Source organism: Pseudomonas thivervalensis, from assembly GCF_001269655.1.
GTDB lineage: Bacteria > Pseudomonadota > Gammaproteobacteria > Pseudomonadales > Pseudomonadaceae > Aquipseudomonas > Aquipseudomonas thivervalensis.
Window position 1 is genome coordinate 68,874 of record NZ_LHVE01000018.1, and the last position, 26,212, is coordinate 95,085.

Here is a 26,212-nt window from a genome sequence, read left to right on the forward strand (position 1 = left end):
GACTGGTCGCCCTGATGCTGCTGCCCGTGGCCCTGTGGGGTTGCGGGCGCACACCGCTGGTACACGAAGATGATAAGCGGCTGAGCCGAATGCTGTGTGAAGTGGGGGAGCAACGGGTGACCCTGAGCCCACGCTTCTCCTACGACCTGCCAGGGCCATTGCGGCACACGCCGTGCGGCACGATCAAAAGCGGCTTCAACTATGACAAGGTGCGCGACATTCAGTCGGCGAGTGCTGCCGGCGGCTTTCGCTCCGATGACCTCGTCGTACTGGCCTCATCACGCTGGATAACCGTCGAAAGCCTGCTTGACGGCAAGGACGAAGGGACGCTCTATTCTCCCGAGCAGTTCCTGCAAAACAAACTCGCCCTGATGGACCTTACCCCAAGCAAGGCACGCCCCGAAGGAATCGATTGGGTCACGCGGCAAGGCATGCAGTGCTTGCGCTTCTATGACATTTGGCATAGCCCGACGAATGCCTGGGAAGAGGACGTCACCTACTGGTGCTGGGAAAACCAGAGCGGCTTGAAACAGCCATTCTCCGTCAGCGCTGGACAACGCTTGCCCGAAGGTAGCCAAGGCTACGACCTGGATCAGGCGTTTATCCTGCCCTTTTTCCAAAGCCTGAAAATCAATCGCCTGTCCGATACCGCCCTGGCGGGGGCTGACGCAAAAATCAAGGCTGCCTGCGCCCACGTCAAATCTCGTTATGACCAGCATCTGAATTGGGGCAGCGACTACCCGGACAAGCGCCTGACCCGCCAACGCCTGCGTTCTTGCGGATATGACGCGCCCTAGCCAAAGCAGAATCTGCGCCCAATAAAAAAGGGAGACCCGTCGGCCTCCCCTTGAGAATTTCGTCCGTGCTCGACGCTTATGACGTCGGCTCACCTCACGCCGTCTTCTGGACAGTGTGCAGCTCGGGGGCCTGCCAGTACCGGTGGGTACTGCGGCCGCAGCCGGCCTGCTTGGGCGGGCTGCACTGGACTGTTTGTCCGAGCAGTGATCTTGGTGATAAGCATAAGCCTGGGGTGCCGACGGATGATTGCGAAGATTGCGGAAATAAACATCACTTGCGCAATTTTTAACCCCGGATAGATAATCTGCCGCAATTATCAAGATAAAGGCCCGACCGATGAGCAAACTCGACCGTTACGACCTGAGCATTCTGGCGGAATTGCAGCGCGATGCGCGCATCTCCAACCAGGAACTGGCCGAACGCATCGGCCTGTCGCCCTCCCCCTGCTCACGCCGGGTCAAGCAGTTGGAAGATGACGGCTACATCACCCGCCAGGTCGCCCTGCTCGACCGCAAGCTGCTGGGCCTGAGCCTGACGGCTTATGTGCTGATCGGCATGGACCGCCACACACCCGAGCGCTTCGAGAACTTCGAAGCCGCCATCCGCAACCTGCCGCAAGTGCTGGAGTGCAGCCTGGTCACCGGCATGGACGCCGACTACCAGCTCAAGGTCGTGGTGCCGGACATGGACCATTACCAGAAACTGCTGCTGGGGCACCTCACCCGGATCGATGGCGTCACCAGCGTGCGCTCGAGCTTTGTGCTGAACCAGGTGCTCAACAGCACCGAACTGCCGTTGACGCATCTGCGCAGCTGACCGCTTTTGTGGCATTGATCGTTCCCACGCTCTGCGTGGGAACGCCTCTGCGGACGCTCTGCGTTCGGCTCTTGGAGGGGACGCAGAGCGTCCCGGGCTGCATGCCCACGCAGAGCGTGGGAACGATCAACATAGCGTCAGCCCAGGCGATGAATAGCTGCGACACACCGCCGCAGGCCAATCCCCCACCCGCCCCCCATGCCTTATACTCGCCGCGCCTTTTCAATCCCGCCCACGCCGGAGTGTCCTGATGGATCCTGCTGTTTTCGAAGAGTGGATGATGACCGGCCTGGTCAGCATCCTGATCATTTTCATGGGTTTCATTGTCTGGGACCTGGCGAAGAAATCCAAGGCCGGGCGTTTTGGCTCGTTCATCCTGTTTTTCGTGCTAGGTCTCGGCGTGGCGGCGTTCATCATCAAGAGTGTGGTGATCGGCCTGATCGAATCCGGCGCCTTATAAGCGCGCCGGGACTTCTTTCCACTGGCCCTGGTCGAGCCCTTCGAGCGTCCAGTCACCAATCCTGACCCGCACCAGACGCAAGGTCGGCAAGCCCACCGCGGCAGTCATGCGTCGCACCTGGCGATTGCGCCCTTCGCGGATCACCAGCTCCAGCCAGCTCGTCGGCACGCTCTTACGAAAACGCACCGGCGGGTTGCGCGGCCATAATTGCGGGTCGTCCAGTTGGCGCGCCTCGGCCGGCAACGTCATGCCGTCGTTCAATTCCACGCCATCGCGCAAACGCTGCAACTGCTCGGCGCTCGGCTCACCCTCGACTTGCACCCAATAGGTCTTGGCCAACTTGTGTTTGGGGTCGGCGATACGCGCCTGCAACTGCCCATCGTTAGTCAGCAACAGCAAGCCTTCGCTGTCGCGATCCAGCCGTCCGGCCGGGTAGATGCCCGGTACGTCGATAAAATCCTTGAGCGTCGCCCGCCCTTCACCGTCGCTGAATTGCGTCAGCACATCGAAGGGTTTGTTGAACAGGATCAGCTTCGGCTCGGCCGGCGGGGCCTTGGCCACACGGCGCGGCGCGGTGGCAGCAGGCTTCGCGCCAGGACGACGGGAAGCGGGACGTGGAGGACGGGGCATGGCGGATACAACATTTAACGTTCGGGCCGACCATGCTAGTGGCCCGACCGTTAAATAACCACCCTTCCCTTCAACGGAGCATCAGCGAAACGGCGGCTCGTCGAAGCTGCGCAGCTTGCGCGAGTGCAACGAGTTGAGCTCGGTACGCAACAGGTCCAGGGCCGCGATACCGATCTTCAAGTGCTGATTGACCGCACGTTCATAAAACGCGTTGGCCGAGCCCGGCAGCTTGATCTCACTGTGCAACGGCTTGTCCGAGACGCACAGCAACGTGCCATAAGGCACCCGCAGGCGATAACCCTGGGCGGCGATAGTGCCGCTTTCCATGTCCACCGCCACGGCGCGGGACAGATTGATCAGCGGCCGTTCCTGGGCCCAGCGCAGTTCCCAGTTGCGATCGTCGTAAGTCAGCACGGTGCCGGTGCGCAGGCGTTTTTTCAGCTCGTCGCCCTTCTCGCCGGTGATGTTCGCCGCCGCCTGCTGAAGCGCCATCTGCACTTCGGCCAGGGCTGGAATCGGAATATTCGGCGGTACCACCCGGTCGAGGATCCCGTCGCGGCGCATGTAGGCGTGGGCCAGCACGTAGTCACCGATGGTCTGGGACTGCCGCAGCCCGCCGCAGTGGCCGATCATCAGCCAGCAATGCGGGCGCAGCACGGCCAGGTGGTCGGTGATGTTCTTGGCGTTGGACGGGCCGACGCCGATGTTCACCAAGGTCACGCCATGGCCGTCACTGGCCTGCAGGTGATAGGCCGGCATCTGGTAGCGGTGCCAGACCACGCCGGCAGCGATGGCCGACGCTTCGCCGTGTTCCATGTTCTTGTCGATGATCACGTTGCCCGGCAGGACCATGCGCACAAAGCGCGGGTCGCTGCGCAGTTGCTCCAGGCCATGGACGATGAACTGGTCGACATAACGGTGGTAGTTGGTCAGCAGGATCCACGGCTGCACATGGCGCCAGTCGCTGCCGGTGTAATGCACCAGCCGACGCAGGGAAAAGTCCACCCGCGCGGCATCGAACAGCGCCAGGGGCAGCGGGTCGGTGTTCTCCCAGTCATAGAGGCCGTCGGCGATGCCATCGGTGGCGGCCGACAGGTCGGTGCTGGGGAATACCCGCGCCAGCACCGCGGCGGTCACGCCGGAGCCGGCCAGTTCGTCGCCCTGCTCCACCACATACGGGTACGGAATGTTCTGTTCGCTGACACCCACTTCCACGGTGACGGTAAAGTCGTGCATCAGTGGAACCAGCTGTTCCAGCAGGTATTTACGGAACGCGGCGGGATGGGTGACGGTGACGCTGTAGGTGCCGGGCAACTGGACCTTGGCATAAGCCCGTGTGGTTTGCGGGACTTCGCCATGGCAGTGATAGGTCAGGCGCAGGGCGGGATAGCGAAACAACGCACGCTGCTCGGCATCCGGCTCGATGCGGTCCTTGAGATAACGCATCAGCGCCTGGTTCAGCGCGGTGGTCGCACGCTCGTGCAGGGCCGCCAGACGATCCACGGCTTGTTCGGCGGTTTGAACGACAATAAACGCTTCGGTCACGATCAGCTTCCTGTGTTCTGACTTGCAGGCCTTCATCTTGCCTGCATCGCCGCCCGACGGGAACAGTGGCGTATTGGCGCGCTCGATCATTCACCGACAATCCCTGTGGGAGCGAGCCTGCTCGCGATGGCGGCCTGGTACCGGCCTGATACAGATTGATCAGGTTTGCGCTCTTCACCTTCGAGAAATAAATCGAGAACAACACGCCAGCCATTGTATGGCGCTATCAATGCAACACTCATAATAGCTGTCATCCTTGACAGTATACAGACAGGCAATTTACGTGAATTCTGTTCTTGTGGATATTGCCGTTCATTGAGGCGTATCGAATTCCAGTGGATCGAGTTGTAGAGGCCCTCTACCAAGCAACCAAGGTCTATTCCAATGAACATCTCAACCAAACAAAGCACCGCTCCGGGTAGTTTTGATAACAGCTTCGGAGATCAAGGTATTGCTCGAATTCAACTCCCGTCCGGGCCATTTGAGGGTACATCCAGGCTACTGCCGGATGGAAAAATACTATCAATTTCGATGACCGAGCAATTTAACACCCTGGCTATTATGAAACACACGACGGAGGGCGTTCTGGACACCACGTTTGGCGATGGGGGTGTGGTTAATACTCGACTTCCAATGAACGATGGTTTGACGCTATTAAACTTTGTAGTACTGGAAAACGGAAAAATTGTTGTATTTGGAGGCCTGGGTGGTGGACCCTTCGATTTTTTCGGTGAGGCGCTATTCGCTCGCCTGCTTCCCGATGGCCGTCTGGATCTTATGTTTGGCACAGGTGGAGTCACTACCTTCAATACAGAGCTGGCGACTCGTCATAGAGCGGGAATAGCCGCTAGAGAGAATGGAAGCATTTTTGCAGCAACGGAAACCAGAGACACTGGCGCCGGGCGTGACGGTGTGATTTTTGGCCTCAATGCAGCGGGCAAGCCTGATGAGACTTTCGGCAACAACGGCGTGGTGTACTCAATGCCGGGCGCCAGTTTTCAATCCATCGCCGTCCAGGCAGACAAGGTACTGGTCAGCGGCATCTACCAAAAAGGCGGGCTCATTGCCCGCTATACCAACCAGGGCGAGCTTGACTTGAGTTACGGCGGCTTCAATCAGGGATATGTTTTGATTGATGGCACAGGAGGCTCTCATGTAGAACTCATCCACCTGGCACAGCAACTTGACGGAAAGACATTGGCTGCAGGCTATATTTTCAAAGGGACCATGGGCAACTTGCTGGGAACGTTACCCCTTCTGTCACGCGTTAACGAAGACGGCACGCAAGACAATACGTTTAACGACGGAAAGGCCCTGGAAATATTCGACGACTCAGCCTACGGATGGCAAGCCTTGCATACAACGGCACAACCTGACGAAAAACTTATAGTACTGTGCCAAAAATCCAGTACAACCGCATTACTAAGGTACCTGAAGGATGGCTCTCCGGACGCCAACTTCACCGCCCCTGAACTCCAACTAATGGCTTACAGACCAAGCCCTGTCATCCAGATACAACCTGACGAGAAAATATTGGTTTCCGGCTCGAACAACGGCATCGGCGCCATTGTCCGTCTGCTAGGTTAATCGAAACCAATCACGGTGAAGAGGGAGTTATCAATCTCCCTCGTCACGTCAAGGTTCAAACTCCAACCCTCTGAGGCAGATCGGGATAATCGGCTGTCAGAACCCCTGCGGTGTTGAACGCCCCACAATCGCCTCCACGTCAACCCCACGGGGCAAGGTGCCGTAGACCCGACCTCCTCCCTCCAATCGACTGGCAATAAAACCGTCGCTGACCTCGCTGTTCCCCGCTTCGAGCAACAGCTTGGCTTGCAGGCCCACGGCGATGTCTTCGGTCAGTTGCCGGGCGCGGTACTGGATGTCGTCGGTGTCCTTGAAAGCTGCGTGCAATTGCTGGATGTGCCCGGCCAGGCGCTTGTCGCCGTGGCCGTCGCCCAATTCGCTGAACAAGACTTCCAGGACACCGGGCTCCTTGGACAAGGCGCGCAATACATCGAGGCATTGCACGTTGCCAGAGCCTTCCCACGTTGAGTTGACCGGGGCTTCGCGGTACAGGCGCGGCAGGATGCTGTCTTCGACGTAGCCGGCGCCGCCCATGCATTCGGCGGCTTCGTTGATCATCGCGGGGGCGCGCTTGCAGATCCAGTACTTGCCCACCGCCGTCACCAGCCGGGCGAACTTGGCCTCGTGCTCGTCGTTCAAGTGATCCAGCGCCCGGCCCATGCGCAGGCTCAGGGCCAGGGCGGACTCGCTTTCCAACGCCAGGTCAGCCAGGACGTTCTGCATCAGCGGCTGTTCGCTCAACAGCTTGCCACCGACCTTGCGGTGCGCGCAGTGATGACTGGCCTGGGTCAGCGCTTGGCGCATCAGGGCGCTGGAGCCGACCATGCAATCGAAGCGGGTCATGGCGACCATCTCGATGATCGTCGGCACACCTCGGCCTTCTTCACCGACCATCCAGGCCAGGGCGCCACGGAACTCGACTTCGCTGGAGGCGTTGGAACAATTACCCAGTTTGTTCTTCAAGCGCTGGATGTAGAACTGATTGCGCGTGTCATCGGGGCGATGGCGTGGCAGCAGGAAACAGGTCAGGCCCTTGTCGGTCTGGGCCAAAGTGAGGAAAGCGTCGCACATCGGCGCCGAACAGAACCATTTGTGCCCCACCAGCTCATAGGCCTGGCCCGGGCCGCTGGCGCCCACCGGATAGGCCTTGGTGGTGTTGGCCCGCACATCGGTGCCGCCCTGTTTTTCGGTCATCGCCATGCCCAGGGTCACCCCGGCCTTGTGGGCCATGCCGACGTTGCGCGGGTCGTATTCGGTGGCGAGCACCTTCGGCACCCAACGCTCGGCCAGATCCGGTTGCAGGCGCAGCGCCGGCACGCTGGCGAAGGTCATGGTCAGCGGGCAACCGGTGCCGGCTTCGGCCTGGCTGTGCAGGTAGGTCATCGAGGCACGGGCGACATGCGCGCCGGGCTGTGGCTGGGCCCAGGGCAAACTGGGCAGGCCATGCTCGACGGCGGTGCGCATCAACTGATGATAAGCGGGATGGAATTCCACCAGGTCGATGCGATGGCCGTAACGGTCATGACTGGAGAAAACCGGTTTGTTCTGATTGGCGAGGAAGCCCGCTTCCATCAACGGCCCGCCAGCCAACGCCCCGTACGCATCGATCCGCGCCTGCGCCCAGCCCGCCCCAAAGCGCTGTGACCACTGTTGCAGCGGCAAGTCGATGCGGTACAGGTTGGCGCCATCCAGGGACGGCGGCTGGTTGGTGACGTCGTGGGTTTCAGCGAACTGGTGCAGGTTCATGACGGGGCTCCTCGATCGGCCAGGGATTCAGTTAAGCACCGCCTCCAGGCCGAACAAAGTGTCATATGCGCCTAAATATCGGCGCTTTCACCCTGCTCCGGACAAAGCACCCGGCGCTGGAGCGTCGCCTGCAACGCTTCGAACTTCACCGGTTTGCTCAGGTAGTCGATCAACGCGCCCGACGGACAGCACTCCTGCGCCAAGTTCGGGCTGACCACCAGTACCGGCAACTCTTCGCAGCCGGACAATGAGCGGATCTGGCAGCAGACCGACACACCGTCCAGCGGCGACGACTGGCAATCGAGCAGCACCGCATCGAAGCGCTCGCCGTGCAGCAGATCCAGCGCGGCACGGCCGCTGTCGGCAGTACGCACCCGATAACCGAGCTTGAGCAACATGCCGCGCATGACCAACTGATCGATGGTGTTGTCATCTGCCAGCAGCACCGTGCAGTCCTGGGGCTGGCGCGAGCCCTGGCGGCCCCCGAAGGAAAACGGCATCGGGACCGCCGCCGGCAAGGCGACGTCAAACTCCACGTCCAACTGGAAACGGCTGCCGCGACCGGGCTCGGAGGTGTGGGTCAGGCGCCCGCCCAACAGCTCCACGAGTTGCCGACAGATCGCCAGGCCCACGCCGAGGCCGCCATATTCGCGGGTCATCGAGCCGTCGAGCTGGAAGAAACGCTGGTACAAAGTCGCTTCCCCCAGGTCGGTGAAACCGATCCCGGTGTCGATGACAGCAAAGGACAGCACCAGCCGATCGAGTGTCGTCGGCCTGCCAGTGACGCGCAGGGCCAGGCCGCCCACCCGAGTGAACTTGATGGCGTTGTCCAACAGGCATTCCAGGCATTGAGCCAGTTTGCCGCTGTCGCCAAGCAAGCGGTCCGCCAGGCCCGGGGACACGTCGACCTTGAAATCCAGCCCCTTGGCTGCGGCATTGGCACCGAATTGCACCTGCAGCGCATCGACCACCCCGCGCAAGCTGAACGGCGCCGGATAGACCTTGAGCTTGCCGGCCTGCAACTCGGTGAGAGTGAGAATGCCATTGACCATGCGCATCATGTCCCGCGCCGAACCGGCGGCGGTCTGTTGATACTGGGTCAACTCCTCGTCCATCTCGACGGTTTCCATCAACTCCAGGGAACCGATCACCCCATTCATGGGCGTGCGCAATTCATGGGTCAGGGTGGCGAGGAATTCATCCTTGAGCTTGTTGCCGTGGGCCAATTGCTGGTTGAGCACCTCAAGCTTCTGTCCGGCGTCCAACAGGGTCTGGGCCTGCTGTTCGCGCATGGCATTGATGCGATCGGCCAGGGCCAGGGACAACAGCGCCACTTCGATGGCCGAGCCGATCTGGCTGGCGTACATGGTCAGGAAGACGTTCGGCAAGTAACCCAGCACCATCAAGGTATTGATGATGCCCCCCAGCAGAAACGCCGACCAGGCAATGATGAAATAACGCGCCACCCGCAGACCACGCCACCAGGCGAACAACCCGGCGGCAAAGATCGCCACCGTGAACACCAGCGCCAACGCCGTGGCCAGGCGCAGCGCCAGGGCATAGCTGGTCATCAGCGACAAGCCGATGACCACGGCGCTGTAGGCGATCAGGGCCAGCAGCAAGCGGTCCATCCAGCGGCCATGCTGAGCGGTTTGCAGGAAGCTGCGGGCGAACTGACTGCCAAACAAGCCCGCACAACCGATGAAGAACGGCGTCGCAGCGTTGGCCCACCACGGATTGTCCGGCCAGAAATATTCCACGGCAGCGCCGTTGACCGACAACTGGTACAGGCCAAACGAAGCGATATAAAAGATGTAATAGAGGTAGCTGGTATCGCGCACGCTCAGGTAGATGAACAGGTTGTACACCAGCATCCCCAGCAGCACGCCATAGATGATGCCCAGCACATACAGGCGCACCGGCTGTTGCTCGAGGTACGCGGTGCTTGACCACAGCGTCAACGGCGCCTGGATCGAACCCTGGCTTTGCAGGCGCAGGTAGACGGTCTGCTGTTGTTCGGGCTTGAAGGCCAGGCTGAACAGATAATTGTTCTGGCGGACCTCACGTCGGGCGAATGGCAACGCGTCACCGGTCTGGCGAACCAGGCGATACGCCCCCGCCGCGTCGGGCAGGTACAAATCGAGGTGGTCCAGCGGCGGGTACGCCAACTCCAGCAGCCAGGTGCGCTGGGCGTCCGGATTGCGGGGGCGATAGTGCAGGTCGATTTTCAACCAGAAGGCTGATCGCGAGTAACCGGCGTTCAGCGTGGCTTTGTCGTGGGGCTTGAAAGCACCCGCGGCGGACTGGGCCAGGACATCATCCATGGTGGCTGTGCCGCGCGCATCTTCGAACACCTGCAGGGCGTGGCCCAAGGGCAGGCTTTGGGTGAATTCATCGAATTCGAGGGCACTTGCCAGCGAGGGCAAGCACAGCAGCAACATCAGCAAATAGCGCATTTAAGCCCCAGCGTGGCCTGTCCGGTTGAGTCAGGAAGCCCCCCATTCCCTGAGTAGACGTAAAACCGGCATTACCTGTTATGTGTTGGATCCATCTCTAGCATAGCCGTTGATGGCCAATTTGCACCATTGAAATTTTTCCCATAGAGGGCTCTAGAACGGGCGTTTCAGAGCAAAGCATTGAGATAGAGCTGTTGCATTGGTCAGGTCGATAACCGGCGGACCAATAGTGGCGAGGGAGCTTGCTCCCGCTGGAGTGCGCAGCGCTCCCAAAAACCGGGGCCGCTTCGCAGCCCAGCGGGAGCAAGCTCCCTCGCCACAAAAGCCCCCACCAGCAAGCCACTCAATACAAAACCCTCAGCGTCCGAGCACCGATAAAACAGGTTTGGTGGTAAGCTCGCGCACCATGAATATCTACAGCTCTCGCCCCGTTGTCCTCTGTCTCTCCGGCCACGATCCCAGTGGTGGCGCCGGCTTGCAGGCAGATATCGAAGCCCTGCTCGCCCAGGGTTGTCACGCCGCCCCGGCCGTTACCGCATTGACCGTGCAAGACACCGTCAACGTCAGCGATTTCCGTGTGCTCGACCGCGAGTGGGTGTTGGCGCAAGCCAATGCCGTGCTCAACGATGCCCAGGTGGCGGCGGTCAAGCTGGGGATGCTCGGCTCCCTGGAAATGGTCGACACGGTGGTCGAACTGCTCCAGGCGCACCCGCACCTGCCGATGGTCTGCGACCCGGTGCTGCGCGCCGGCGGTGGTGGGCGCCTGGGCAAGGATGAGGTCGGCTACGCCATGCGCGAACGCCTCCTGCCCCTGGCAATCATCGCCACCCCCAACCTGCCTGAAGCGCGCATCCTCGCCGAACTGCCCGAAGGCAGCGCCGACGCGTGCGCGGAAAAACTGCTGCCCTTCGTCAAGCACCTGTTGATCACCGGTGGCCACGGCGACGAACATGAAGTCCATAATCGCCTGTACAGCCGCGATGGCCGCCGCGAAACCTTTACCTGTCAACGCTTGCCTGGCAGCTACCACGGTTCCGGCTGCACCCTGGCCAGCGCCCTGGCCGGCCGACTGGCCCAGGGCGAACAGCTCGCCAGCGCCGTCAAGACGGCGCTGGACTACACCTGGCGCACCTTGCGCGATGCCGAACAACTGGGCAAAGGCCAGTTCGTCCCGCGTCGCCTGCCGCTGGATTTCTGCTCGTAGCACCGGAGGCCTGTGGAATGAAATTACGTGGCCTTTACGCCATCACCGATAGCCAATTGCTGGCCGGCAAGTTCCTCGCCTATGTGGAAGCGGCGCTGGAAGGCGGCGTGACCCTGCTGCAATACCGCGACAAAAGCAGCGACGAGGCCCGCCGTCTGCGGGAAGCCGAAGCCCTGCGCAACCTGTGCGAACGCTACAAGACCCAGTTGATCATCAACGACGACGCCGAACTGGCGGCACGCCTGGGCGTCGGCGTGCACCTGGGCCAGACCGACGGTCCGTTGGCGCCGGTACGGGCATTGCTCGGGCACAAGGCAATCGTCGGCGCCACCTGCCACGCCAGCCTGGCACTGGCCGAACAGGCCGCCAGCGAAGGCGCCACTTATGTCGCATTCGGGCGCTTCTTCAATTCCAACACCAAGCCCGGCGCCCCCAGCGCAAACCTTGAACTGCTCGAACAGGCGCACATCAAACTGCATATCCCGGTCTGCGCCATTGGCGGCATCACCCTGGAGAACGCCGCCCCGCTGGTGGCCCACGGGGTCGACCTGCTGGCCGTGGTCCACGGCCTGTTCGGCGCCGACAGCAGTGCTGAAGTGACGCGCCGCGCCCGCGCCTTCAATGAGTTGCTGCAGATCAAATAGTCCTTTTTCCGTTTTCGAGAGCCCAATCATGTCCCGTTCCGAAACCTTGTTTGCCAACGCCCAGAAACACATCCCCGGCGGCGTGAACTCGCCCGTTCGTGCGTTCAAGAGCGTCGGCGGCACCCCGCTGTTCTTCAAGCACGCCGAAGGCGCGTACGTCACTGACGAAGACGACAAGCGCTACGTGGATTACGTCGGCTCCTGGGGCCCGATGATCCTCGGCCACAGCCATCCGGACGTACTGGATGCGGTGCGCAAGCAATTGGTCCACGGCCTGTCCTACGGCGCCCCGACCGCGATGGAAACCGAGATGGCCGACCTGGTCTGCTCGATCGTGCCGTCGATGGAAATGGTGCGCATGGTCAGCTCCGGCACCGAGGCGACCATGAGTGCCATCCGCCTGGCGCGGGGTTTCACGGGTCGCGACAGCATCATCAAGTTCGAAGGCTGCTACCACGGCCACTCCGACAGCCTGCTGGTCAAGGCCGGCTCCGGCGCGCTGACCCAAGGCGTGCCGAGTTCGGCCGGCGTACCGGCGGCATTCGCCAAGCACACCCTGACCCTGCCGTTCAACGACCTCGAAGAAGTCGAGAAGATGCTCGGTGAAGTCGGCCAGGAAGTGGCGTGCATCATCGTCGAGCCGGTGGCTGGCAACATGAACTGCGTGCCGCCGGCGCCGGGTTTCCTCGAAGGCCTGCGCAGCCTGTGCGACCAGCATGGCGTGGTGTTGATTTTCGACGAAGTGATGACCGGTTTCCGCGTGGCCCTCGGCGGCGCCCAGGCCCATTACGGCGTCACCCCGGACCTGAGCACCTTCGGCAAGATCATCGGCGGCGGCATGCCGGTGGGCTGCTTCGGCGGCAAGCGCAAGATCATGGAGTGCATCGCACCGCTGGGCCCGGTCTACCAGGCTGGCACGCTGTCGGGCAACCCGTTGGCCATGGCCGCCGGCCTGACCACCCTGCGCCTGATCAGCCGCCCGGGCTTCCACGCCGAGCTGACCGACTACACCACCCGCCTGCTCGACGGCCTGCAGATCCGCGCCGACGCGGCTGGCATTCCCTTCGTGACCACCCAGGCCGGCGGCATGTTCGGCCTGTATTTCAGCGGCGCCGATGACATCGTCACCTTCGAAGACGTCATGGCCAGCGATGCCGATCGGTTCAAGCGCTTCTTCCACCTGATGCTCGACGGCGGCGTATACCTGGCTCCGAGTGCGTTCGAAGCGGGCTTCACCTCCATCGCCCATGGCGAGACCGAGCTGAAGATCACCCTCGACGCAGCCGAGCGGGCCTTCGCGGCGCTGAAGTAAGCCTGTGGATAACTGACGCTGGCTGAAGCCGGCGTCAGTGATTGCTGACAACCTCCCGCCCTTTTCCTACGTATTTATGCCCGAAGCTGCTATTAGCATTCCCTCGCAGCAGAAAAACGAGTAAAGACTTTGTAAGGATGGCCCCGCTTATTTCATAATGCGCGCTTATTGGATCCCCCGTAGGGTCCGCGCGCCCCTCAGAGGTAAGTCGATTCCCATGAACCGCACCGGCCGCACCCTTGCCTTGGGCTGCCTGTTGCTCCTTCAGCCCCTGCTGGCGAATGCACAGGCAGGCGGCAACTCGTTGTTGATCCCGGCGCTGGGCCGTTGCACGCTCAACACCCAGCCACAAGATCTCGCACCGGCACTCGACGCCTGTCAAAAAGCGGCGGACGCAGGTGATGCACAAGCGCAATACGAGTTGGGCGAGTTCTACTACGAAGGCAAGGCTGCACCGCGCGACCTCAAGCAAGCCCTCAGCTACTTCGAAAAAGCCTCGCTGCAAGGCCATGCCCAGGCGCAATTCAAGCTGGGTGGCATGTTCTTCCACGGCGAAGGCGTGCCGGCCAACAACGTCCAGGCCTACATCGTCCTGAAGATGGCCGCGGTCAACGGCGCCGAAGAAGCCCTGGACACTGCCGACGAAGTCGCCGAGCAGATGCCCCGCGACGAGTTGGAAGTGGCCACCCAGGTGCTGGGTCAGATCTTTCGCAAATACCTGATGGAATTGCAGAACGCCGATGGGCGTACGCCTTTTTCGCCACTGCCCTGAATCCACCGCAGCCTTGTGGCTGGGAGCTTATTGTGGCGAGGGAGCTTGCTCCCGCTCGGTTGCGCAGCGACCGCAAGATCTTGGGGCCGCTGCGCAGCCCAGCGGGAGCAAGCTCCCTCGCCACAAAAGACTGCGCTCAACTTATCGACAGTCTTACTTCTCAGGCATCGGCATCGGAAACGGCATTACATTGCCGACCGCGCCGCGGGCTTCGCTGATTTTCGGGGTGCCCAGGCGTTCGACTTCGTCGATGCGCACGATCGAGTGCATCGGCACGAAGCTGCGCACCACGCCTTCGAACTGCGCCTTGAGCTTTTCTTCGCTCGGATCGACGACCACTTGCGTGCGCTCGCCAAAGACGAACTCTTCCACTTCCAGGAAGCCCCACAGATCACTTTGATAGATCTGCTTGGCGTACATTTCGAACACCTGGCCCTGGTTGAGGAAAATCACCTTGTAGATTGGAGCTTCACGTTTGGTCATGGCTGGCGAAACACATCGGCGGGTAAAAATGAGGGCGCGAACTATAGCATAGCCACTGCTCGCGCAGCGGTAGGAACCGGGGGACTTGTTCCCTATAATGCGCGGTTCTTTGAATCACGTGATGACTCTGTCCATGGCCAAGAAGCTTTACATCGAAACCCACGGTTGCCAGATGAACGAGTACGACAGCTCGCGCATGGTCGACCTGCTGGGTGAACACCAGGCCCTGGAAGTCACCGCCCGCGCCGAAGACGCGGACGTGATCCTGCTCAACACCTGCTCGATTCGCGAACGCGCCCAGGACCGGGTGTACTCCCAGCTCGGCCGCTGGCGCGAGCTGAAGCTGGCCAACCCGGAAATGGTCATCGCCGTGGGCGGTTGCGTGGCCAGCCAGGAAGGCGCGGCCATTCGTGATCGCGCACCGTACGTGGACGTGGTCTTCGGCCCGCAGACCTTGCACCGCCTGCCAGAGATGATCGACGCCGCCCGCAGCACCAAATTGCCGCAAGTGGACGTCTCGTTCCCGGAAATCGAAAAATTCGACCACCTGCCCGAACCGCGCATCGACGGCCCCAGCGCCTACGTGTCGGTGATGGAGGGCTGTAGCAAGTACTGCACGTTCTGCGTGGTGCCCTATACCCGCGGCGAAGAAGTCAGCCGGCCGTTCGACGACGTGATCGCCGAAATCATCCACCTGGCGGAAAACGGCGTGCGCGAAGTGACCCTGCTGGGGCAGAACGTCAACGGCTATCGCGGCCTGACCCATGACGGGCGCCTGGCGGACCTCGCCGAACTCATCCGTGTGGTGGCGGCGGTGGACGGCATCGACCGCATCCGCTACACCACCTCCCATCCGCTGGAGTTCTCCGACAGCCTGATCCAGGCCCACGCCGAGGTTCCCGAGCTGGTCAAGCACCTGCACCTGCCGGTGCAGTCGGGCTCCGACCGGATCCTCGCGGCCATGAAGCGCAACCACACGGCGCTGGAGTACAAATCCAAGCTGCGCAAGTTGCGCGCGGCAGTGCCGGGCATCTGCATCAGCTCGGACTTTATCGTCGGCTTCCCTGGCGAAACCGAGAAAGACTTCCAGCAGACCATGAAGCTGATCGAAGACGTGGGCTTCGACTTTTCCTATTCCTTCGTCTACAGCCAGCGCCCTGGCACCCCGGCGGCCGACCTGGCGGACGACACCCCGGAAGAACTGAAAAAAGAACGGCTCAACGCCTTGCAACACCGTCTCAACCAGCAAGGTTTCGAAATCAGCCGACAAATGGTCGGCTCCGTGCAGCGGATTCTGGTGACCGATTATTCGAAAAAAGACCCGGGCGAGCTGCAAGGGCGTACCGAAAACAACCGCATCGTCAACTTCCGCTGCGACACCCCGGCCCTGATCGGCCAGTTCGCCGACGTGCACATCGACGCCGCGCAACCGCACTCCCTGCGTGGTTCGCTGATCCAATAGCTACACAACCCCCCTGTGGGAGCGAGCTTGCTCGCGATAGCGGCATGACAGTCAATACTTATGTTGAATGTGGGGCCCCCATCGCGACAAGCTCGCTCCCACAGTGGCCGTGCCAAGCCCTGTGATCAGATTCGCCTGTTTAAGAGCTTTCGCACCCAGCCTACTGGCGTTATCCTTGATTTCACCTTAATTGCCCCTGGGCGGCTAAAAACGACCTTGAACGCACCCATCGAACCACATCGCTTTATTCTCGAGCCCTTTGAGGCTCGCCGCTTCGCCAATCTGTGCGGGCAATTCGACGAGCATCTGCGCTTGATCGAACAGCGCCTGGCCATCGAGATCCGCAACCGCGGAAACCAGTTCGAACTGATCGGCGAACCCAAGCACACCACCTCCGCGGAAAACCTGCTGCGCCGTCTCTACCGGGAAACCAAGGGGAGCGAGCTGTCGCCGGATACGGTCCACCTGTTCCTCCAGGAGTCGGCTGTCGAAGAACTCGACAACCACGCCCCGTCGGAACCTGCCGTGGCCCTGCGCACGAAAAAAGGCATGATTCGCCCGCGCGGCTTGAATCAGCAGCGCTACGTGAAGGAAATCCTCGGCAACGACATCAACTTCGGCATCGGCCCGGCCGGTACCGGCAAGACCTACCTGGCCGTGGCCTGCGCCGTCGATGCGCTGGAACGCGAACAGGTGCGGCGCATCCTGCTGGTGCGACCGGCGGTCGAAGCGGGTGAAAAACTCGGCTTCCTGCCCGGCGACCTGGCCCAGAAGATCGACCCGTACCTGCGTCCGCTCTATGACGCGCTGTATGAAATGCTCGGCTTCGAATACGTCGCCAAGCTGATCGAGCGCCAGGTCATCGAGGTCGCACCGCTGGCCTACATGCGCGGCCGGACCTTGAACAACAGCTTCATCATTCTCGACGAAAGCCAGAACACCACGGTCGAGCAAATGAAAATGTTCCTGACCCGGATCGGCTTCGGCTCCACCGCCGTCATCACCGGGGACATCACCCAGGTCGACCTGCCCCGTGGCACCAAGTCCGGGCTGAACCACGTGATCCAGGTCCTCAAGGACGTGCCGGGCATCAGCTTCACGCACTTCATGCCCAAGGACGTCGTGCGCCATCCATTGGTACAGCGCATTGTCGAAGCCTACGAGCGTTTCGAGAATCGCACCGAGGAAGCATCGGCCGACAGCAAAGGCACTGGCCGCAATGCTTGAACTCGACCTGCAAGTGGCCTGTGAACACGCCGCCCCCAGCGAAGCCCAGTTCCGCCAATGGTGCGAACTGGCCCTGCGCCAGCGCAGCGCCGACTCGGAGCTGACGATCCGCCTGGTGGATGAGCCCGAAGGCCGCGAACTGAACCACACCTGGCGGCAGAAAGACTACGCCACCAACGTGCTGTCGTTCCCCGCCGACGTTCCCGACGAACTGCTCGACATCCCGCTGCTGGGCGACCTGGTGATCTGCGTCCCGGTGGTGGAGCGTGAAGCGGCGGAACAAGACAAGCCCCCTGAAGCCCACTGGGCTCATCTGGTGATTCACGGCTGCTTGCATCTGCTGGGTTACGACCATATAGAAGATGACGAAGCCGAAGAAATGGAAGCTCTGGAACGAACGTTGCTTGCAGAGCTGGGTCATCCCGACCCCTACGCCGGCGACGAACACTGATACATCAACCTGTAACGATAAAGGATTCAGAGTAATCGCTATGAGCGAAGATCGATCGAGCAACGGGCAGAAGTCATGGCTGGGCAAGCTCACCCAGGCTTTTGCCCATGAGCCGAAAAACCGCCAGGAGCTGCTGGAGCTGCTGCGCGATGCACACCAGAACAAACTGCTGGACAGCGAAGCGCTGGCCATCGTCGAGGGCGCCATCCAGGTCGCTGACCTGCAAGTCCGGGACATCATGGTCCCGCGCTCGCAAATGGTCAGCATCAAGGCGACCCAGACCCCGCGTGAATTCCTGCCCGCCGTGGTCGACTCCGCTCACTCGCGCTATCCGGTTGTTGGCGAGAGCCATGATGACGTCATGGGCGTGCTGCTGGCCAAGGACCTGCTGCCGTTGATCCTCCAGGAGAACGGCGACAGCTTCAACATCAAAGACCTGCTGCGCCCGGCCACCTTCGTGCCCGAGTCCAAGCGCCTGAACGTGCTGCTGCGTGAATTCCGCGCCAACCACAACCACATGGCCATCGTCATCGACGAATACGGCGGCGTGGCCGGCCTGGTCACCATCGAAGACGTGCTCGAGCAGATCGTCGGCGACATCGAGGACGAGCACGACGTCGAGGAAGACAGCTACATCAAGCCACTGCCCAGCGGCGATTTCCTGATCAAGGCCCTGACGCCGATCGAGAACTTCAACGAATTCTTCGACAGCCAATTCTCCGACGATGAGTTCGACACCGTCGGCGGCCTGGTGATGAGTGCTTTCGGGCACCTGCCCAAGCGCAACGAAACCACGGAAATCGGCTCCTGGCGCTTCCGCATCCTGAATGCCGACAGCCGCCGGATTCACCTGCTGCGCCTGTCACCCATTGGCCGATAACCCTTTCAAGACCCGCTAAGGACAAAAATGCGCTGGATAACCCGCCCCGGCTGGCCCGGTAACCTGCTGGCCGTGGTGGCCGGTGCGATCACCACCCTGGCCCTGGCGCCGTTCGACCTCTGGCCGCTGGCATTGCTGGCGGTCGGCTTGTTCTATGCCGGGCTGCGCGAACTCTCGCCGCGCCAGGCCCTGGGCCGCGGCTGGTGTTTCGGTTTTGGCCTGTTTGGCGCCGGCACCAGTTGGATCTACGTCAGCATCCATAACTTCGGCGGCGCCTCGGTGCTGCTCGCCGGGTTGTTGATGCTGCTGTTTATCGCCGCCATCGCCTGGTTCTTCGCCCTGCCCGCCTGGCTGTGGGCGCGCTGGTTGCGCCGCAACGAGGCGCCACTGGCCGATGCCCTGGCGTTCGCTGCACTGTGGTTGGGCCAGGAAGCGTTTCGTGGCTGGTTCCTCACCGGGTTCCCATGGCTGTATTCCGGTTACAGCCAGCTCGACGGCCCCCTGGCCGGTCTCGCGCCGCTGGGCGGGATGTGGCTGATTTCCTTCACCCTGGCCCTGACCGCCGCGCTGCTGTACAACGCGCCCCGGATGATCCGCGGCGCCCGCAAAGGCTTCATTGCCGCAGGCGTGTTGCTGTTGATCGGCCCATGGGTGGCCGGCATGGCACTCAAGGGCCACGCCTGGACCAGCCCTTCGGGCGACCCGCTGAGCGTCGCGGCGATCCAGGGCAACATCGAACAGAGCATGAAGTGGGACCCCGAGCAGCTCAACGCGCAACTGGCGCTATACCGCGACATGAGTTTTGCTTCCAAGCGCGTCGACCTGCTGATCTGGCCGGAAACCGCGGTGCCAGTGCTCAAGGATTCCGCCCAGGGCTACCTGGACATGATGGGCAGCTTCGCCGCCGAGCGGCAGTCGGCGTTGATCACAGGCGTGCCGATCCGGCAACTGGTGCGTCACGAGAAGCGTTACTACAACGGCATCACCGTGACCGGCGAAGGTGACGGTACCTACCTCAAGCAGAAACTCGTGCCGTTTGGCGAATACGTGCCGCTACAGGACCTCCTGCGCGGCCTGATCGCCTTCTTCGACCTGCCGATGTCGGACTTCGCCCGGGGCCCGGCCGACCAGCCGCTGCTGCAAGCCAAGGGTTACCAGATCGCGCCGTTCATCTGCTATGAAGTGGTCTACCCGGAATTTGCCGCCAGCCTGTCGGCGCGCAGCGACCTGCTGTTGACCATCAGCAACGACACCTGGTTCGGCACCTCGATCGGCCCGCTGCAACACCTGCAAATGGCCCAGATGCGCGCCCTGGAAGCCGGCCGCTGGATGATCCGCGCCACCAACAACGGCGTGACCGGCCTGATCAACCCCTTCGGCCAGATCACCGCACAGATCCCGCAATTCGAGCGCGGCATCCTGTACGGCGAAGTGGTGCCGATGCACGAGCTGACCCCATACCTGCAATGGCGCTCGTGGCCGTTGATCATTTTGTGCGTGTTGCTGCTGGGCTGGGCGTTGATGGCAGGACGGATGGCCAAGACCCTTTAAGGTTTTCGATAATCCTTGCTCCTGCTGGACTCTGTAGGAGCTGCCGAAGGCTGCGATCTTTTGATCTTGATCTTGATCTTTCACTCCCGACTCAATTGTCTGGGACAAGATCGCAGCCTCGCTCCGCTCGACAGCTCCTACAGGTGCGTTCCCGCGGGATAATTGCACTTGCCGCAATACCACTCAGCGGTAGAACAACCAATACCCCACCAACCCCACCGCCTCGTTCATCAACTGCCCGGACTGCCAGATCGCCTTGAACTCCGGCATCCAGCCGCCCAGTGGCCGGGCATTGTCCTGCCCCAGGAAACCGACCGGCGCCGGCACCACTTCAAACCCCGAGCGTTCGAAACTCCAGACCGCCCGCGGCATGTGCCAGGCCTGGGTGACCACCACGACTCGCTTGATACCTTCCGGCAACAGGATCTCGGCGCTCATTTGAGCGTTTTCCCAGGTCGTGCGGCTACGCCCCTCCTGCCAGCGCACATCGACACCGAAATCCTCACGCATCGAGTCGGCCATCAGCATGGCCTCGCTGGGCGGGGTGCCGTAGTGCAAGCCGCCGGTTGTCAGCACGGGCAAGCCCGAAGCCTTGGCCAGTCGCGCCGCATAACGCTGGCGTTCGAGACCGACACCGGTGGGCTGGTCGGCGCCCCAGGCCGGGTCGCCGCGCTCGCGACCGGAACCCAATATCACGATGGCGTCGGCACGCTGGGCCAGGGTCGCCCATTCATTGCGCAGCAACGGCGGTTCGCGTTCCAAGGCCTTGGCGCTCCACTGCACCACCACCGGCAGGCTCATCAGCCAGAAGCCGCCCAGGCCCACGGCGAAACACAAGCGGGCCAGGCGCGGCCGTGAGTTGCGCCACCACCAGGCGAGCGCCAACAGCAGCAAGAGAATGCCGGGCGGCAATAAAAGTTGTTTGATGAAATAGCGAAACGGCATCGGGCATCTCCATAGATGCCCGAAGCCTAGGTGGGTTGACGCAAAGCGACAACAGATTCGAAAAAACCTTGAATCGAAAAAAGCGACACGCGTGAATCCGGCGTTACTTGAACTGCAGTGACCGGACCTTTACAGCATCCTTGTCGGGCGTCCGGTCCTTGAGCCATACAACCTTGGCCGAACGGGGCGCATCGAGACGCTTGAGTACCTGGGCCCCACTGGTGGGGGGTTGATGTCCGACCTGCTCGAGGTAAGCCTTGACCAGTTCGAACTCTGCGGGGCTCAAGCCGCGCAGTTCCAGCTCTGCCGGACGTTCATCACGCAAGCGACCGGCGGTTCTTGCAGCGTCCAGGGCCACCCCGAGACGATCGATCAGTTTTTCATACAACTCAGGTGTAGCGACTTTTCGTTGTGATTCAACCATCCCTCACCTCATTGAAGATAAGACTCACTCCCCATTGAGAAGCTTAGCTTCGCTGGGCAAACCGGCAGGGCGCCGCGACCAACGGCCCTGAACACGGGTCCTCGCCAGCGGTCGTCGATGGCCAGCACGCAATCAGGGTTTCCCTCGGTAGAGCGCGGTCATGTATGCTACGGCGCTTCCTGTAACTCCACTTCCAGCTTGGCTGGGCATCGAAAACGCCGCATTCGGCGTCGTCTGCGTCCAGCATCGCCACGAAGAGGATTGGGCCACCCCATTCAGTACAAAAGTAGCCATGCACGAACACTACCAGCCCCGTGAAATCGAAGCCGCCGCCCAGTCGTTCTGGGACGAGCAAAAGTCCTTTGAAGTCAGTGAACAGCCAGGCAAGGAAACTTACTACTGCCTGTCGATGTTCCCTTACCCCAGCGGCAAGCTACACATGGGGCATGTGCGCAACTACACCATCGGCGACGTGATCTCCCGCTACCAGCGCATGCAAGGCAAGAACGTCCTGCAACCCATGGGTTGGGACGCCTTCGGCATGCCGGCGGAAAACGCCGCGATGAAGAACAACGTGGCGCCCGCCAAGTGGACCTACGAAAACATCGCCTACATGAAGACCCAGCTGCGCAGCCTGGGCCTGGCGGTGGACTGGTCCCGCGAAGTGACCACCTGCAAGCCCGACTACTACCGCTGGGAACAATGGCTGTTCACCCGCCTGTTCGAAAAAGGCGTGATCTACCGCAAGAACGGCACCGTGAACTGGGACCCGGTGGACCAGACCGTACTGGCCAACGAGCAAGTGATCGACGGTCGCGGCTGGCGCTCCGGCGCGCTGATCGAAAAGCGCGAGATCCCGATGTACTACTTCAAGATCACTGCCTACGCGGATGAGCTCCTGGAGAGTCTCGACGAGCTGACCGGCTGGCCCGAGCAGGTCAAGACCATGCAGCGCAACTGGATCGGCAAGTCCCGGGGCATGGAAGTGCAGTTCCCGTATGACGTCGCCTCCATTGGCGAAGCCGGCACGCTGAAAGTCTTCACCACCCGTCCGGACACCCTGATGGGCGCCACCTACGTGGCCGTGGCCGCCGAGCATCCGCTGGCCACCCTGGCGGCACAGAACAACCCCGAGCTGCAGGCGTTCATCGCCGAATGCAAGGGCGGCAGCGTTGCCGAAGCCGACGTCGCCACCCAAGAGAAGAAAGGCCTGCCGACGTCGTTGTTCGTCGAGCACCCGCTCACCGGCGAGAAACTGCCGGTGTGGGTCGCCAACTACGTGCTGATGCACTACGGCGACGGCGCGGTCATGGCCGTCCCGGCCCACGACGAGCGTGATTTCGAATTCGCCCACAAGTACAACCTGCCGGTCAAACCAGTCGTGCGCACCAGCGCCGGCGACCAGACCCCGGCACCTTGGCTTGACGCCTATGGCGAGCACGGCGAGCTGATCAACTCCGGCGAGTTCAACGGCCTGGATTTCGTCGGTGCGTTCGATGCCATCGAAGTCGCCCTGATCAAGAAGAACCTCGGTGCCTCGCGCACCCAGTTCCGCCTGCGCGACTGGGGCATCAGCCGCCAGCGCTACTGGGGCTGCCCGATCCCGATCGTGCACTGCGACACCTGCGGTGACGTACCGGTGCCGGAAGATCAACTGCCCGTGGTCCTGCCGGAAGACGTCGTACCCGACGGCGCCGGCTCGCCCCTGGCGCGCATGCCCGAGTTCTACGAGTGCAGCTGCCCGAAATGCGGCGCACCGGCCAAGCGTGAAACCGACACCATGGACACCTTCGTCGAGTCCTCCTGGTACTACGCCCGCTACGCCTCGCCGCACTATGAAGGCGGCCTGGTGGAAAAATCCGCGGCTGACCACTGGTTGCCGGTGGACCAGTACATCGGTGGCATCGAACACGCCATCCTCCACCTGCTCTATGCGCGTTTCTTCCACAAGCTGATGCGCGACGAAGGCCTGGTGAGCTCCAACGAGCCGTTCAAGAACCTGCTGACCCAAGGCATGGTGATCGCCGAGACTTACTATCGTCGCGAAGCCAACGGTGCCTACACCTGGTTCAACCCGAGCGACGTCGAGCTCGAGCGCGACAGCAAGGCCAAGGTCATCAGCGCCAAGCTGATCGCCGACGGCCTGCCGGTGGAAATCGGCGGCACCGAGAAAATGGCCAAGTCGAAGAACAACGGCGTCGACCCGCAGTCGATGATCGACCAGTTCGGCGCGGACACCTGCCGCCTGTTCATGATGTTCGCCTCGCCACCCGACATGAGCGCGGAATGGTCCGACTCGGGCGTCGAAGGCTCGCACCGCTTCCTCAAGCGCGTCTGGCGCTTGGCGCAGGCGCACGTCACCCAGGGCCTGCCGGGCAAACTGGACGTCGCCAGCCTGAACGACGAGCAGAAAGCCGTTCGTCGTTCGATCCACCTGGCCATCAAGCAGGCCAGCCATGACGTCGGCCAGAACCACAAATTCAACACCGCCATCGCTCAGGTGATGACGCTGATGAACGTGCTGGAAAAAGCCGCCCAAGGCACCGAGCAGGATCGCGCTCTGGTTCACGAAGGCCTGGAAGCCGTGACGTTGTTGCTGGCACCGATCACACCGCACATCAGCCACGAGCTATGGAATCAACTGGGTCACGCTGACCCGGTGATCGACGCCCGCTGGCCGCTGGTGGATGAAACCGCACTGGTGCAGGACAGCCTGACCCTGGTCATCCAGGTCAATGGCAAGCTGCGCGGCCAGATCGAGATGCCGGCCGCCGCCACACGCGAAGAAGTCGAAGCCGCGGCGCGGGCCAATGAAAACGTGCTGCGCTTTGTCGATGGCCTGACGATTCGCAAAGTGATCGTCGTGCCCGGCAAACTGGTCAACATCGTCGCAAGCTAATTGGATCGGGCGCCAGGCTCAAGCCTGGCGCCGAATACAACCTGCGGGGTCGCATGGTCGACCCCCATAGGGTTCAAGGGGAGCAACAAGATGATCAAACGTAATCTGCTGGTAGTGGGCCTGGCGGTCCTGTTGAGCGCCTGCGGCTTCCAACTGCGCGGCACCGGCACCACCGAGCTGGCGATCAAGGAACTGGACCTCAGCGCACGGGACGCCTATGGCGAAACCGTGAAAATGCTGCGCCAGACCCTGGAAAACAGCGGCGTCAAGGTCTACAGCGGCGCGCCGTACAAGCTGGTGCTGGCCGGTGAACAACAAAGCCAGCGCAGCCTGAGCTATGCCGGTGCCGGTCGTTCGGCCGAATACGAGCTGACCAACGTGCTGAGCTATGAGATCCGTGGCCACAACGACCTGTCGCTGCTGGACGACAAGCTGCAAGTGCAAAAGGTCTACCTGCACGACGGCAACAACATCGCCGGCTCCGACCAGGAGTCCATCGAAGTACGCAACGAAATGCGTCGTGAACTCGTACAGCGCATGATACTGCGTCTGCAACAGCTGAACCCGGCCCAACTGGAACAGTTGCAACAGACCGCCGACGCCCGCGCCAAAGCGGAAGCCGAAGCCCTGGAAGCAGCGCGCAAGGCTGAAGCGGAAACGCCGCAACAGTCGCCGATGCAGATCCCGGCCGAATAAGCCTTGCGGGGCGCTCCGGCGCCCCGCTCGCCTTCTCTTTATGAAGCTCGCTCCCGCCCAACTCGGCAAACACCTGCAAGGCGCCCTCGCGCCGGTCTATATCATCAGCGGCGATGACCCGCTGCTGTGCCAGGAAGCCGCCGACGCCATCCGCTCTGCTGCCCGCCAGCAGGGCTTCGACGAACGCCAGGTCTTCGCCGCCGACGCCAGTTTCGACTGGGGTACCCTGCTGCAGGCTGGGGCGAGCATGTCGCTGTTCGCTGAAAAACGCCTGCTGGAACTGCGTTTGCCGTCCGGCAAACCCGGTGACAAGGGCGCTGCGGCCCTGATCGAATATTGCTCGCGGCCGGCCGAGGACACCGTACTGCTCATCAGCCTGCCGAAACTCGACGGCAGCGCGCAGAAGACCAAATGGGGCAAGGCCCTGGTCGAAGGTCAGCAGACCCAGTTCGTGCAGATCTGGCCAGTGGACGTCAGCCAGTTGCCCAGCTGGATCCGCCAGCGCCTGTCCCAGGCCGGTCTCTCGGCCAGCCAGGACGCGGTGGAGCTGATTGCCGCCCGAGTCGAAGGCAACCTGCTGGCCGCGGCCCAGGAAATCGAAAAGCTCAAGCTGATGGCCGAGGGCGGACAGATCACCGTGGAAACGGTGCAGGCCGCCGTGGCCGACAGTGCGCGCTTCGATGTCTTCGGGCTGACCGATGCGATCCTCAACGGTGAAGCCGCCCACGCCTTGCGCATGCTCGAGGGCCTGCGGGGCGAAGGCGTCGAGCCGCCGGTGATCCTCTGGGCCCTGGCTCGGGAACTGCGCTTGTTGGCTAACCTGTCCCTGCAGTACAGCCAGGGCGTCCCGCTGGACAAAGCCTTCAGCCAGGCCCGCCCGCCCGTCTGGGATAAACGCAAACCCCTGATGAGCAAGGCCCTGCAACGTTATTCCGCATCGCGCTGGGCGCAATTGCTGCTCGAAGCCCAGCGCATCGATGCGCAGATCAAGGGCCAGGCCGCCGGCTCGCCGTGGATGAGCCTCAGTCGGTTGTCGTTGTTGATGGCTGGGCAGCGACTCCCTTTGCCCGCTGAATAACACAATATCTGTGGCGAGGGAGCTTGCTCCCGCTGGGGGTAGGAGCTGCCGAAGGCTGCGATCTTTTGATCTTGATTTTTCGCTTGCGACTCAATTGCCTGGGACAAGGTCGCAGCCTCGTTGCACTCGACAGCTCCTACGCTCCT

At 61.8% G+C, this 26,212-nt stretch carries 24 protein-coding genes; 16 read left to right on the top strand and 8 right to left on the bottom strand.

Annotated elements, in window-relative coordinates; all coding sequences use genetic code 11:
• Positions 1–14 precede the first annotated feature (14 nt).
• From AD659_RS24055 to AD659_RS24065, 3 genes are all read left to right on the top strand, one after another.
• On the top strand, positions 15–797 hold the full coding sequence (locus AD659_RS24055; protein WP_053125619.1) for a hypothetical protein: 783 nt from the start codon (positions 15–17) through the stop codon (positions 795–797).
• Between the two features lie 337 nt (positions 798–1,134).
• The gene (locus AD659_RS24060; RefSeq protein ID WP_003185723.1) at positions 1,135–1,614 is read left to right on the top strand and encodes an Lrp/AsnC family transcriptional regulator; all 480 of its coding nucleotides are present in this window, start codon (positions 1,135–1,137) and stop codon (positions 1,612–1,614) included.
• Positions 1,615–1,864: 250 nt separating this feature from the next.
• Complete coding sequence (locus AD659_RS24065; protein WP_003228500.1) at positions 1,865–2,074, top strand: DUF2788 domain-containing protein; 210 nt, start codon at positions 1,865–1,867, stop codon at positions 2,072–2,074.
• Here the strand turns inward: AD659_RS24065 and AD659_RS24070 are convergent.
• From AD659_RS24070 to AD659_RS29875, 3 genes are all read right to left on the bottom strand, one after another.
• On the bottom strand, positions 2,069–2,635 hold the full coding sequence (locus tag AD659_RS24070) for a pseudouridine synthase (protein ID WP_162277331.1): 567 nt from the start codon (positions 2,633–2,635) through the stop codon (positions 2,069–2,071). The genes AD659_RS24065 and AD659_RS24070 overlap by 6 nt on opposite strands.
• Before the next feature lie 150 nt (positions 2,636–2,785).
• Entirely contained in the window at positions 2,786–4,285 is a 1,500-nt protein-coding gene (gene amn, locus AD659_RS24075) for an AMP nucleosidase (RefSeq protein WP_162277332.1), read from the bottom strand.
• A 50-nt stretch (positions 4,286–4,335) separates the two neighbouring features.
• The gene (locus tag AD659_RS29875; RefSeq protein WP_156330598.1) at positions 4,336–4,491 is read right to left on the bottom strand and encodes a hypothetical protein; all 156 of its coding nucleotides are present in this window, start codon (positions 4,489–4,491) and stop codon (positions 4,336–4,338) included.
• Between the two features lie 142 nt (positions 4,492–4,633).
• Here AD659_RS29875 and AD659_RS24080 point away from each other — a divergent pair, with 142 nt between their 5' ends.
• Positions 4,634–5,836 carry an NHL repeat-containing protein gene (locus AD659_RS24080; RefSeq protein WP_082343606.1) on the top strand — a complete coding sequence of 401 codons (1,203 nt, stop codon included), beginning with the start codon at positions 4,634–4,636 and terminating at the stop codon, positions 5,834–5,836.
• Positions 5,837–5,932: 96 nt separating this feature from the next.
• On the opposite strand, the gene AD659_RS24085 is transcribed toward AD659_RS24080, so the two are convergent.
• Together AD659_RS24085 and AD659_RS24090 are read right to left on the bottom strand one after the other, a co-directional pair.
• Positions 5,933–7,582 carry an acyl-CoA dehydrogenase family protein gene (locus AD659_RS24085; protein WP_053125624.1) on the bottom strand — a complete coding sequence of 550 codons (1,650 nt, stop codon included), beginning with the start codon at positions 7,580–7,582 and terminating at the stop codon, positions 5,933–5,935.
• 71 nt (positions 7,583–7,653) lie between these two features.
• Positions 7,654–10,038, bottom strand: coding sequence for a hybrid sensor histidine kinase/response regulator (locus tag AD659_RS24090; RefSeq protein ID WP_053125625.1), 2,385 nt, complete (start codon positions 10,036–10,038; stop codon positions 7,654–7,656).
• 406 nt (positions 10,039–10,444) lie between these two features.
• Between AD659_RS24090 and AD659_RS24095 the strand changes: the two genes are divergently transcribed.
• The 4 genes from AD659_RS24095 to AD659_RS24110 all read left to right on the top strand — a co-directional run bounded on the left by AD659_RS24095 (position 10,445) and on the right by AD659_RS24110 (position 13,970).
• Complete coding sequence (locus AD659_RS24095) at positions 10,445–11,242, top strand: hydroxymethylpyrimidine/phosphomethylpyrimidine kinase (RefSeq protein WP_053125627.1); 798 nt, start codon at positions 10,445–10,447, stop codon at positions 11,240–11,242.
• 17 nt (positions 11,243–11,259) lie between these two features.
• On the top strand, positions 11,260–11,886 hold the full coding sequence (gene thiE / locus AD659_RS24100; protein WP_053125628.1) for a thiamine phosphate synthase: 627 nt from the start codon (positions 11,260–11,262) through the stop codon (positions 11,884–11,886).
• A 28-nt stretch (positions 11,887–11,914) separates the two neighbouring features.
• Positions 11,915–13,198 (top strand): glutamate-1-semialdehyde 2,1-aminomutase, encoded by a 1,284-nt coding sequence (gene hemL / locus AD659_RS24105; RefSeq protein ID WP_053125629.1) that lies wholly within the window; start codon positions 11,915–11,917, stop codon positions 13,196–13,198.
• A gap of 217 nt (positions 13,199–13,415) precedes the next feature.
• Positions 13,416–13,970, top strand: a complete 555-nt coding sequence (locus tag AD659_RS24110; protein WP_053125631.1) for a tetratricopeptide repeat protein — start codon at positions 13,416–13,418, stop codon at positions 13,968–13,970.
• A gap of 153 nt (positions 13,971–14,123) precedes the next feature.
• Here AD659_RS24110 and AD659_RS24115 read toward each other — a convergent pair whose 3' ends face one another.
• Positions 14,124–14,453, bottom strand: a complete 330-nt coding sequence (locus tag AD659_RS24115) for a DUF1820 family protein (RefSeq protein WP_003185742.1) — start codon at positions 14,451–14,453, stop codon at positions 14,124–14,126.
• Positions 14,454–14,586: 133 nt separating this feature from the next.
• On the opposite strand from AD659_RS24115, the gene miaB reads away from it, so the two are divergent.
• From miaB to lnt, 5 genes are all read left to right on the top strand, one after another.
• Entirely contained in the window at positions 14,587–15,915 is a 1,329-nt protein-coding gene (gene miaB, locus AD659_RS24120) for a tRNA (N6-isopentenyl adenosine(37)-C2)-methylthiotransferase MiaB (RefSeq protein WP_161951742.1), read from the top strand.
• A gap of 216 nt (positions 15,916–16,131) precedes the next feature.
• Positions 16,132–17,142, top strand: coding sequence for a PhoH family protein (locus AD659_RS24125; RefSeq protein WP_053125635.1), 1,011 nt, complete (start codon positions 16,132–16,134; stop codon positions 17,140–17,142).
• Positions 17,135–17,593 carry an rRNA maturation RNase YbeY gene (gene ybeY, locus AD659_RS24130; RefSeq protein WP_053125636.1) on the top strand — a complete coding sequence of 153 codons (459 nt, stop codon included), beginning with the start codon at positions 17,135–17,137 and terminating at the stop codon, positions 17,591–17,593. Before AD659_RS24125 ends, ybeY begins: the two co-directional genes overlap by 8 nt.
• A gap of 40 nt (positions 17,594–17,633) precedes the next feature.
• On the top strand, positions 17,634–18,473 hold the full coding sequence (locus AD659_RS24135) for a CorC family transporter (protein ID WP_003205870.1): 840 nt from the start codon (positions 17,634–17,636) through the stop codon (positions 18,471–18,473).
• Between the two features lie 27 nt (positions 18,474–18,500).
• Positions 18,501–20,024: an apolipoprotein N-acyltransferase gene (gene lnt / locus AD659_RS24140; protein WP_053125638.1), complete on the top strand. Its 1,524-nt coding sequence runs from the start codon at positions 18,501–18,503 to the stop codon at positions 20,022–20,024.
• 183 nt (positions 20,025–20,207) lie between these two features.
• On the opposite strand, the gene AD659_RS24145 is transcribed toward lnt, so the two are convergent.
• Both AD659_RS24145 and AD659_RS24150 read right to left on the bottom strand, forming a co-directional pair.
• On the bottom strand, positions 20,208–20,969 hold the full coding sequence (locus tag AD659_RS24145) for a YdcF family protein (protein WP_053125640.1): 762 nt from the start codon (positions 20,967–20,969) through the stop codon (positions 20,208–20,210).
• Between the two features lie 103 nt (positions 20,970–21,072).
• Entirely contained in the window at positions 21,073–21,393 is a 321-nt protein-coding gene (locus AD659_RS24150; protein ID WP_053125642.1) for a hypothetical protein, read from the bottom strand.
• Positions 21,394–21,685: 292 nt separating this feature from the next.
• Between AD659_RS24150 and leuS the strand changes: the two genes are divergently transcribed.
• The 3 genes from leuS (at position 21,686) to holA (ending at position 26,066) form a co-directional block, all read left to right on the top strand.
• On the top strand, positions 21,686–24,292 hold the full coding sequence (gene leuS / locus AD659_RS24155; protein WP_053125644.1) for a leucine--tRNA ligase: 2,607 nt from the start codon (positions 21,686–21,688) through the stop codon (positions 24,290–24,292).
• 90 nt (positions 24,293–24,382) lie between these two features.
• A complete protein-coding gene (locus tag AD659_RS24160; RefSeq protein ID WP_053125646.1) occupies positions 24,383–24,988 on the top strand; it encodes an LPS-assembly lipoprotein LptE in 606 nt (201 codons plus the stop codon).
• Between the two features lie 40 nt (positions 24,989–25,028).
• Positions 25,029–26,066 carry a DNA polymerase III subunit delta gene (holA, locus tag AD659_RS24165; protein ID WP_053125648.1) on the top strand — a complete coding sequence of 346 codons (1,038 nt, stop codon included), beginning with the start codon at positions 25,029–25,031 and terminating at the stop codon, positions 26,064–26,066.
• Positions 26,067–26,212 lie beyond the last annotated feature (146 nt).

Bases quoted from the DNA above. Each gene is read 5' to 3' on its own strand.
- lnt (WP_053125638.1), top strand. From the start codon at position 18,501: ATGCGCTGGATAACCCGCCCCGGCTGGCCCGGTAACCTGCTGGCCGTG.
- amn (WP_162277332.1), bottom strand. From the start codon at position 4,285: ATGAAGGCCTGCAAGTCAGAACACAGGAAGCTGATCGTGACCGAAGCG.
- holA (WP_053125648.1), top strand. From the start codon at position 25,029: ATGAAGCTCGCTCCCGCCCAACTCGGCAAACACCTGCAAGGCGCCCTC.
- AD659_RS24065 (WP_003228500.1), top strand. From the start codon at position 1,865: ATGGATCCTGCTGTTTTCGAAGAGTGGATGATGACCGGCCTGGTCAGC.
- AD659_RS24135 (WP_003205870.1), top strand. From the start codon at position 17,634: ATGAGCGAAGATCGATCGAGCAACGGGCAGAAGTCATGGCTGGGCAAG.
- AD659_RS24080 (WP_082343606.1), top strand. From the start codon at position 4,634: ATGAACATCTCAACCAAACAAAGCACCGCTCCGGGTAGTTTTGATAAC.
- AD659_RS24110 (WP_053125631.1), top strand. From the start codon at position 13,416: ATGAACCGCACCGGCCGCACCCTTGCCTTGGGCTGCCTGTTGCTCCTT.
- hemL (WP_053125629.1), top strand. From the start codon at position 11,915: ATGTCCCGTTCCGAAACCTTGTTTGCCAACGCCCAGAAACACATCCCC.
- AD659_RS24055 (WP_053125619.1), top strand. From the start codon at position 15: ATGCTGCTGCCCGTGGCCCTGTGGGGTTGCGGGCGCACACCGCTGGTA.
- miaB (WP_161951742.1), top strand. From the start codon at position 14,587: ATGGCCAAGAAGCTTTACATCGAAACCCACGGTTGCCAGATGAACGAG.
- AD659_RS29875 (WP_156330598.1), bottom strand. From the start codon at position 4,491: ATGAGTGTTGCATTGATAGCGCCATACAATGGCTGGCGTGTTGTTCTC.
- AD659_RS24090 (WP_053125625.1), bottom strand. From the start codon at position 10,038: ATGCGCTATTTGCTGATGTTGCTGCTGTGCTTGCCCTCGCTGGCAAGT.
- leuS (WP_053125644.1), top strand. From the start codon at position 21,686: ATGCACGAACACTACCAGCCCCGTGAAATCGAAGCCGCCGCCCAGTCG.
- AD659_RS24150 (WP_053125642.1), bottom strand. From the start codon at position 21,393: ATGGTTGAATCACAACGAAAAGTCGCTACACCTGAGTTGTATGAAAAA.
- AD659_RS24160 (WP_053125646.1), top strand. From the start codon at position 24,383: ATGATCAAACGTAATCTGCTGGTAGTGGGCCTGGCGGTCCTGTTGAGC.
- ybeY (WP_053125636.1), top strand. From the start codon at position 17,135: ATGCTTGAACTCGACCTGCAAGTGGCCTGTGAACACGCCGCCCCCAGC.
- thiE (WP_053125628.1), top strand. From the start codon at position 11,260: ATGAAATTACGTGGCCTTTACGCCATCACCGATAGCCAATTGCTGGCC.
- AD659_RS24085 (WP_053125624.1), bottom strand. From the start codon at position 7,582: ATGAACCTGCACCAGTTCGCTGAAACCCACGACGTCACCAACCAGCCG.
- AD659_RS24060 (WP_003185723.1), top strand. From the start codon at position 1,135: ATGAGCAAACTCGACCGTTACGACCTGAGCATTCTGGCGGAATTGCAG.
- AD659_RS24095 (WP_053125627.1), top strand. From the start codon at position 10,445: ATGAATATCTACAGCTCTCGCCCCGTTGTCCTCTGTCTCTCCGGCCAC.
- AD659_RS24145 (WP_053125640.1), bottom strand. From the start codon at position 20,969: ATGCCGTTTCGCTATTTCATCAAACAACTTTTATTGCCGCCCGGCATT.
- AD659_RS24115 (WP_003185742.1), bottom strand. From the start codon at position 14,453: ATGACCAAACGTGAAGCTCCAATCTACAAGGTGATTTTCCTCAACCAG.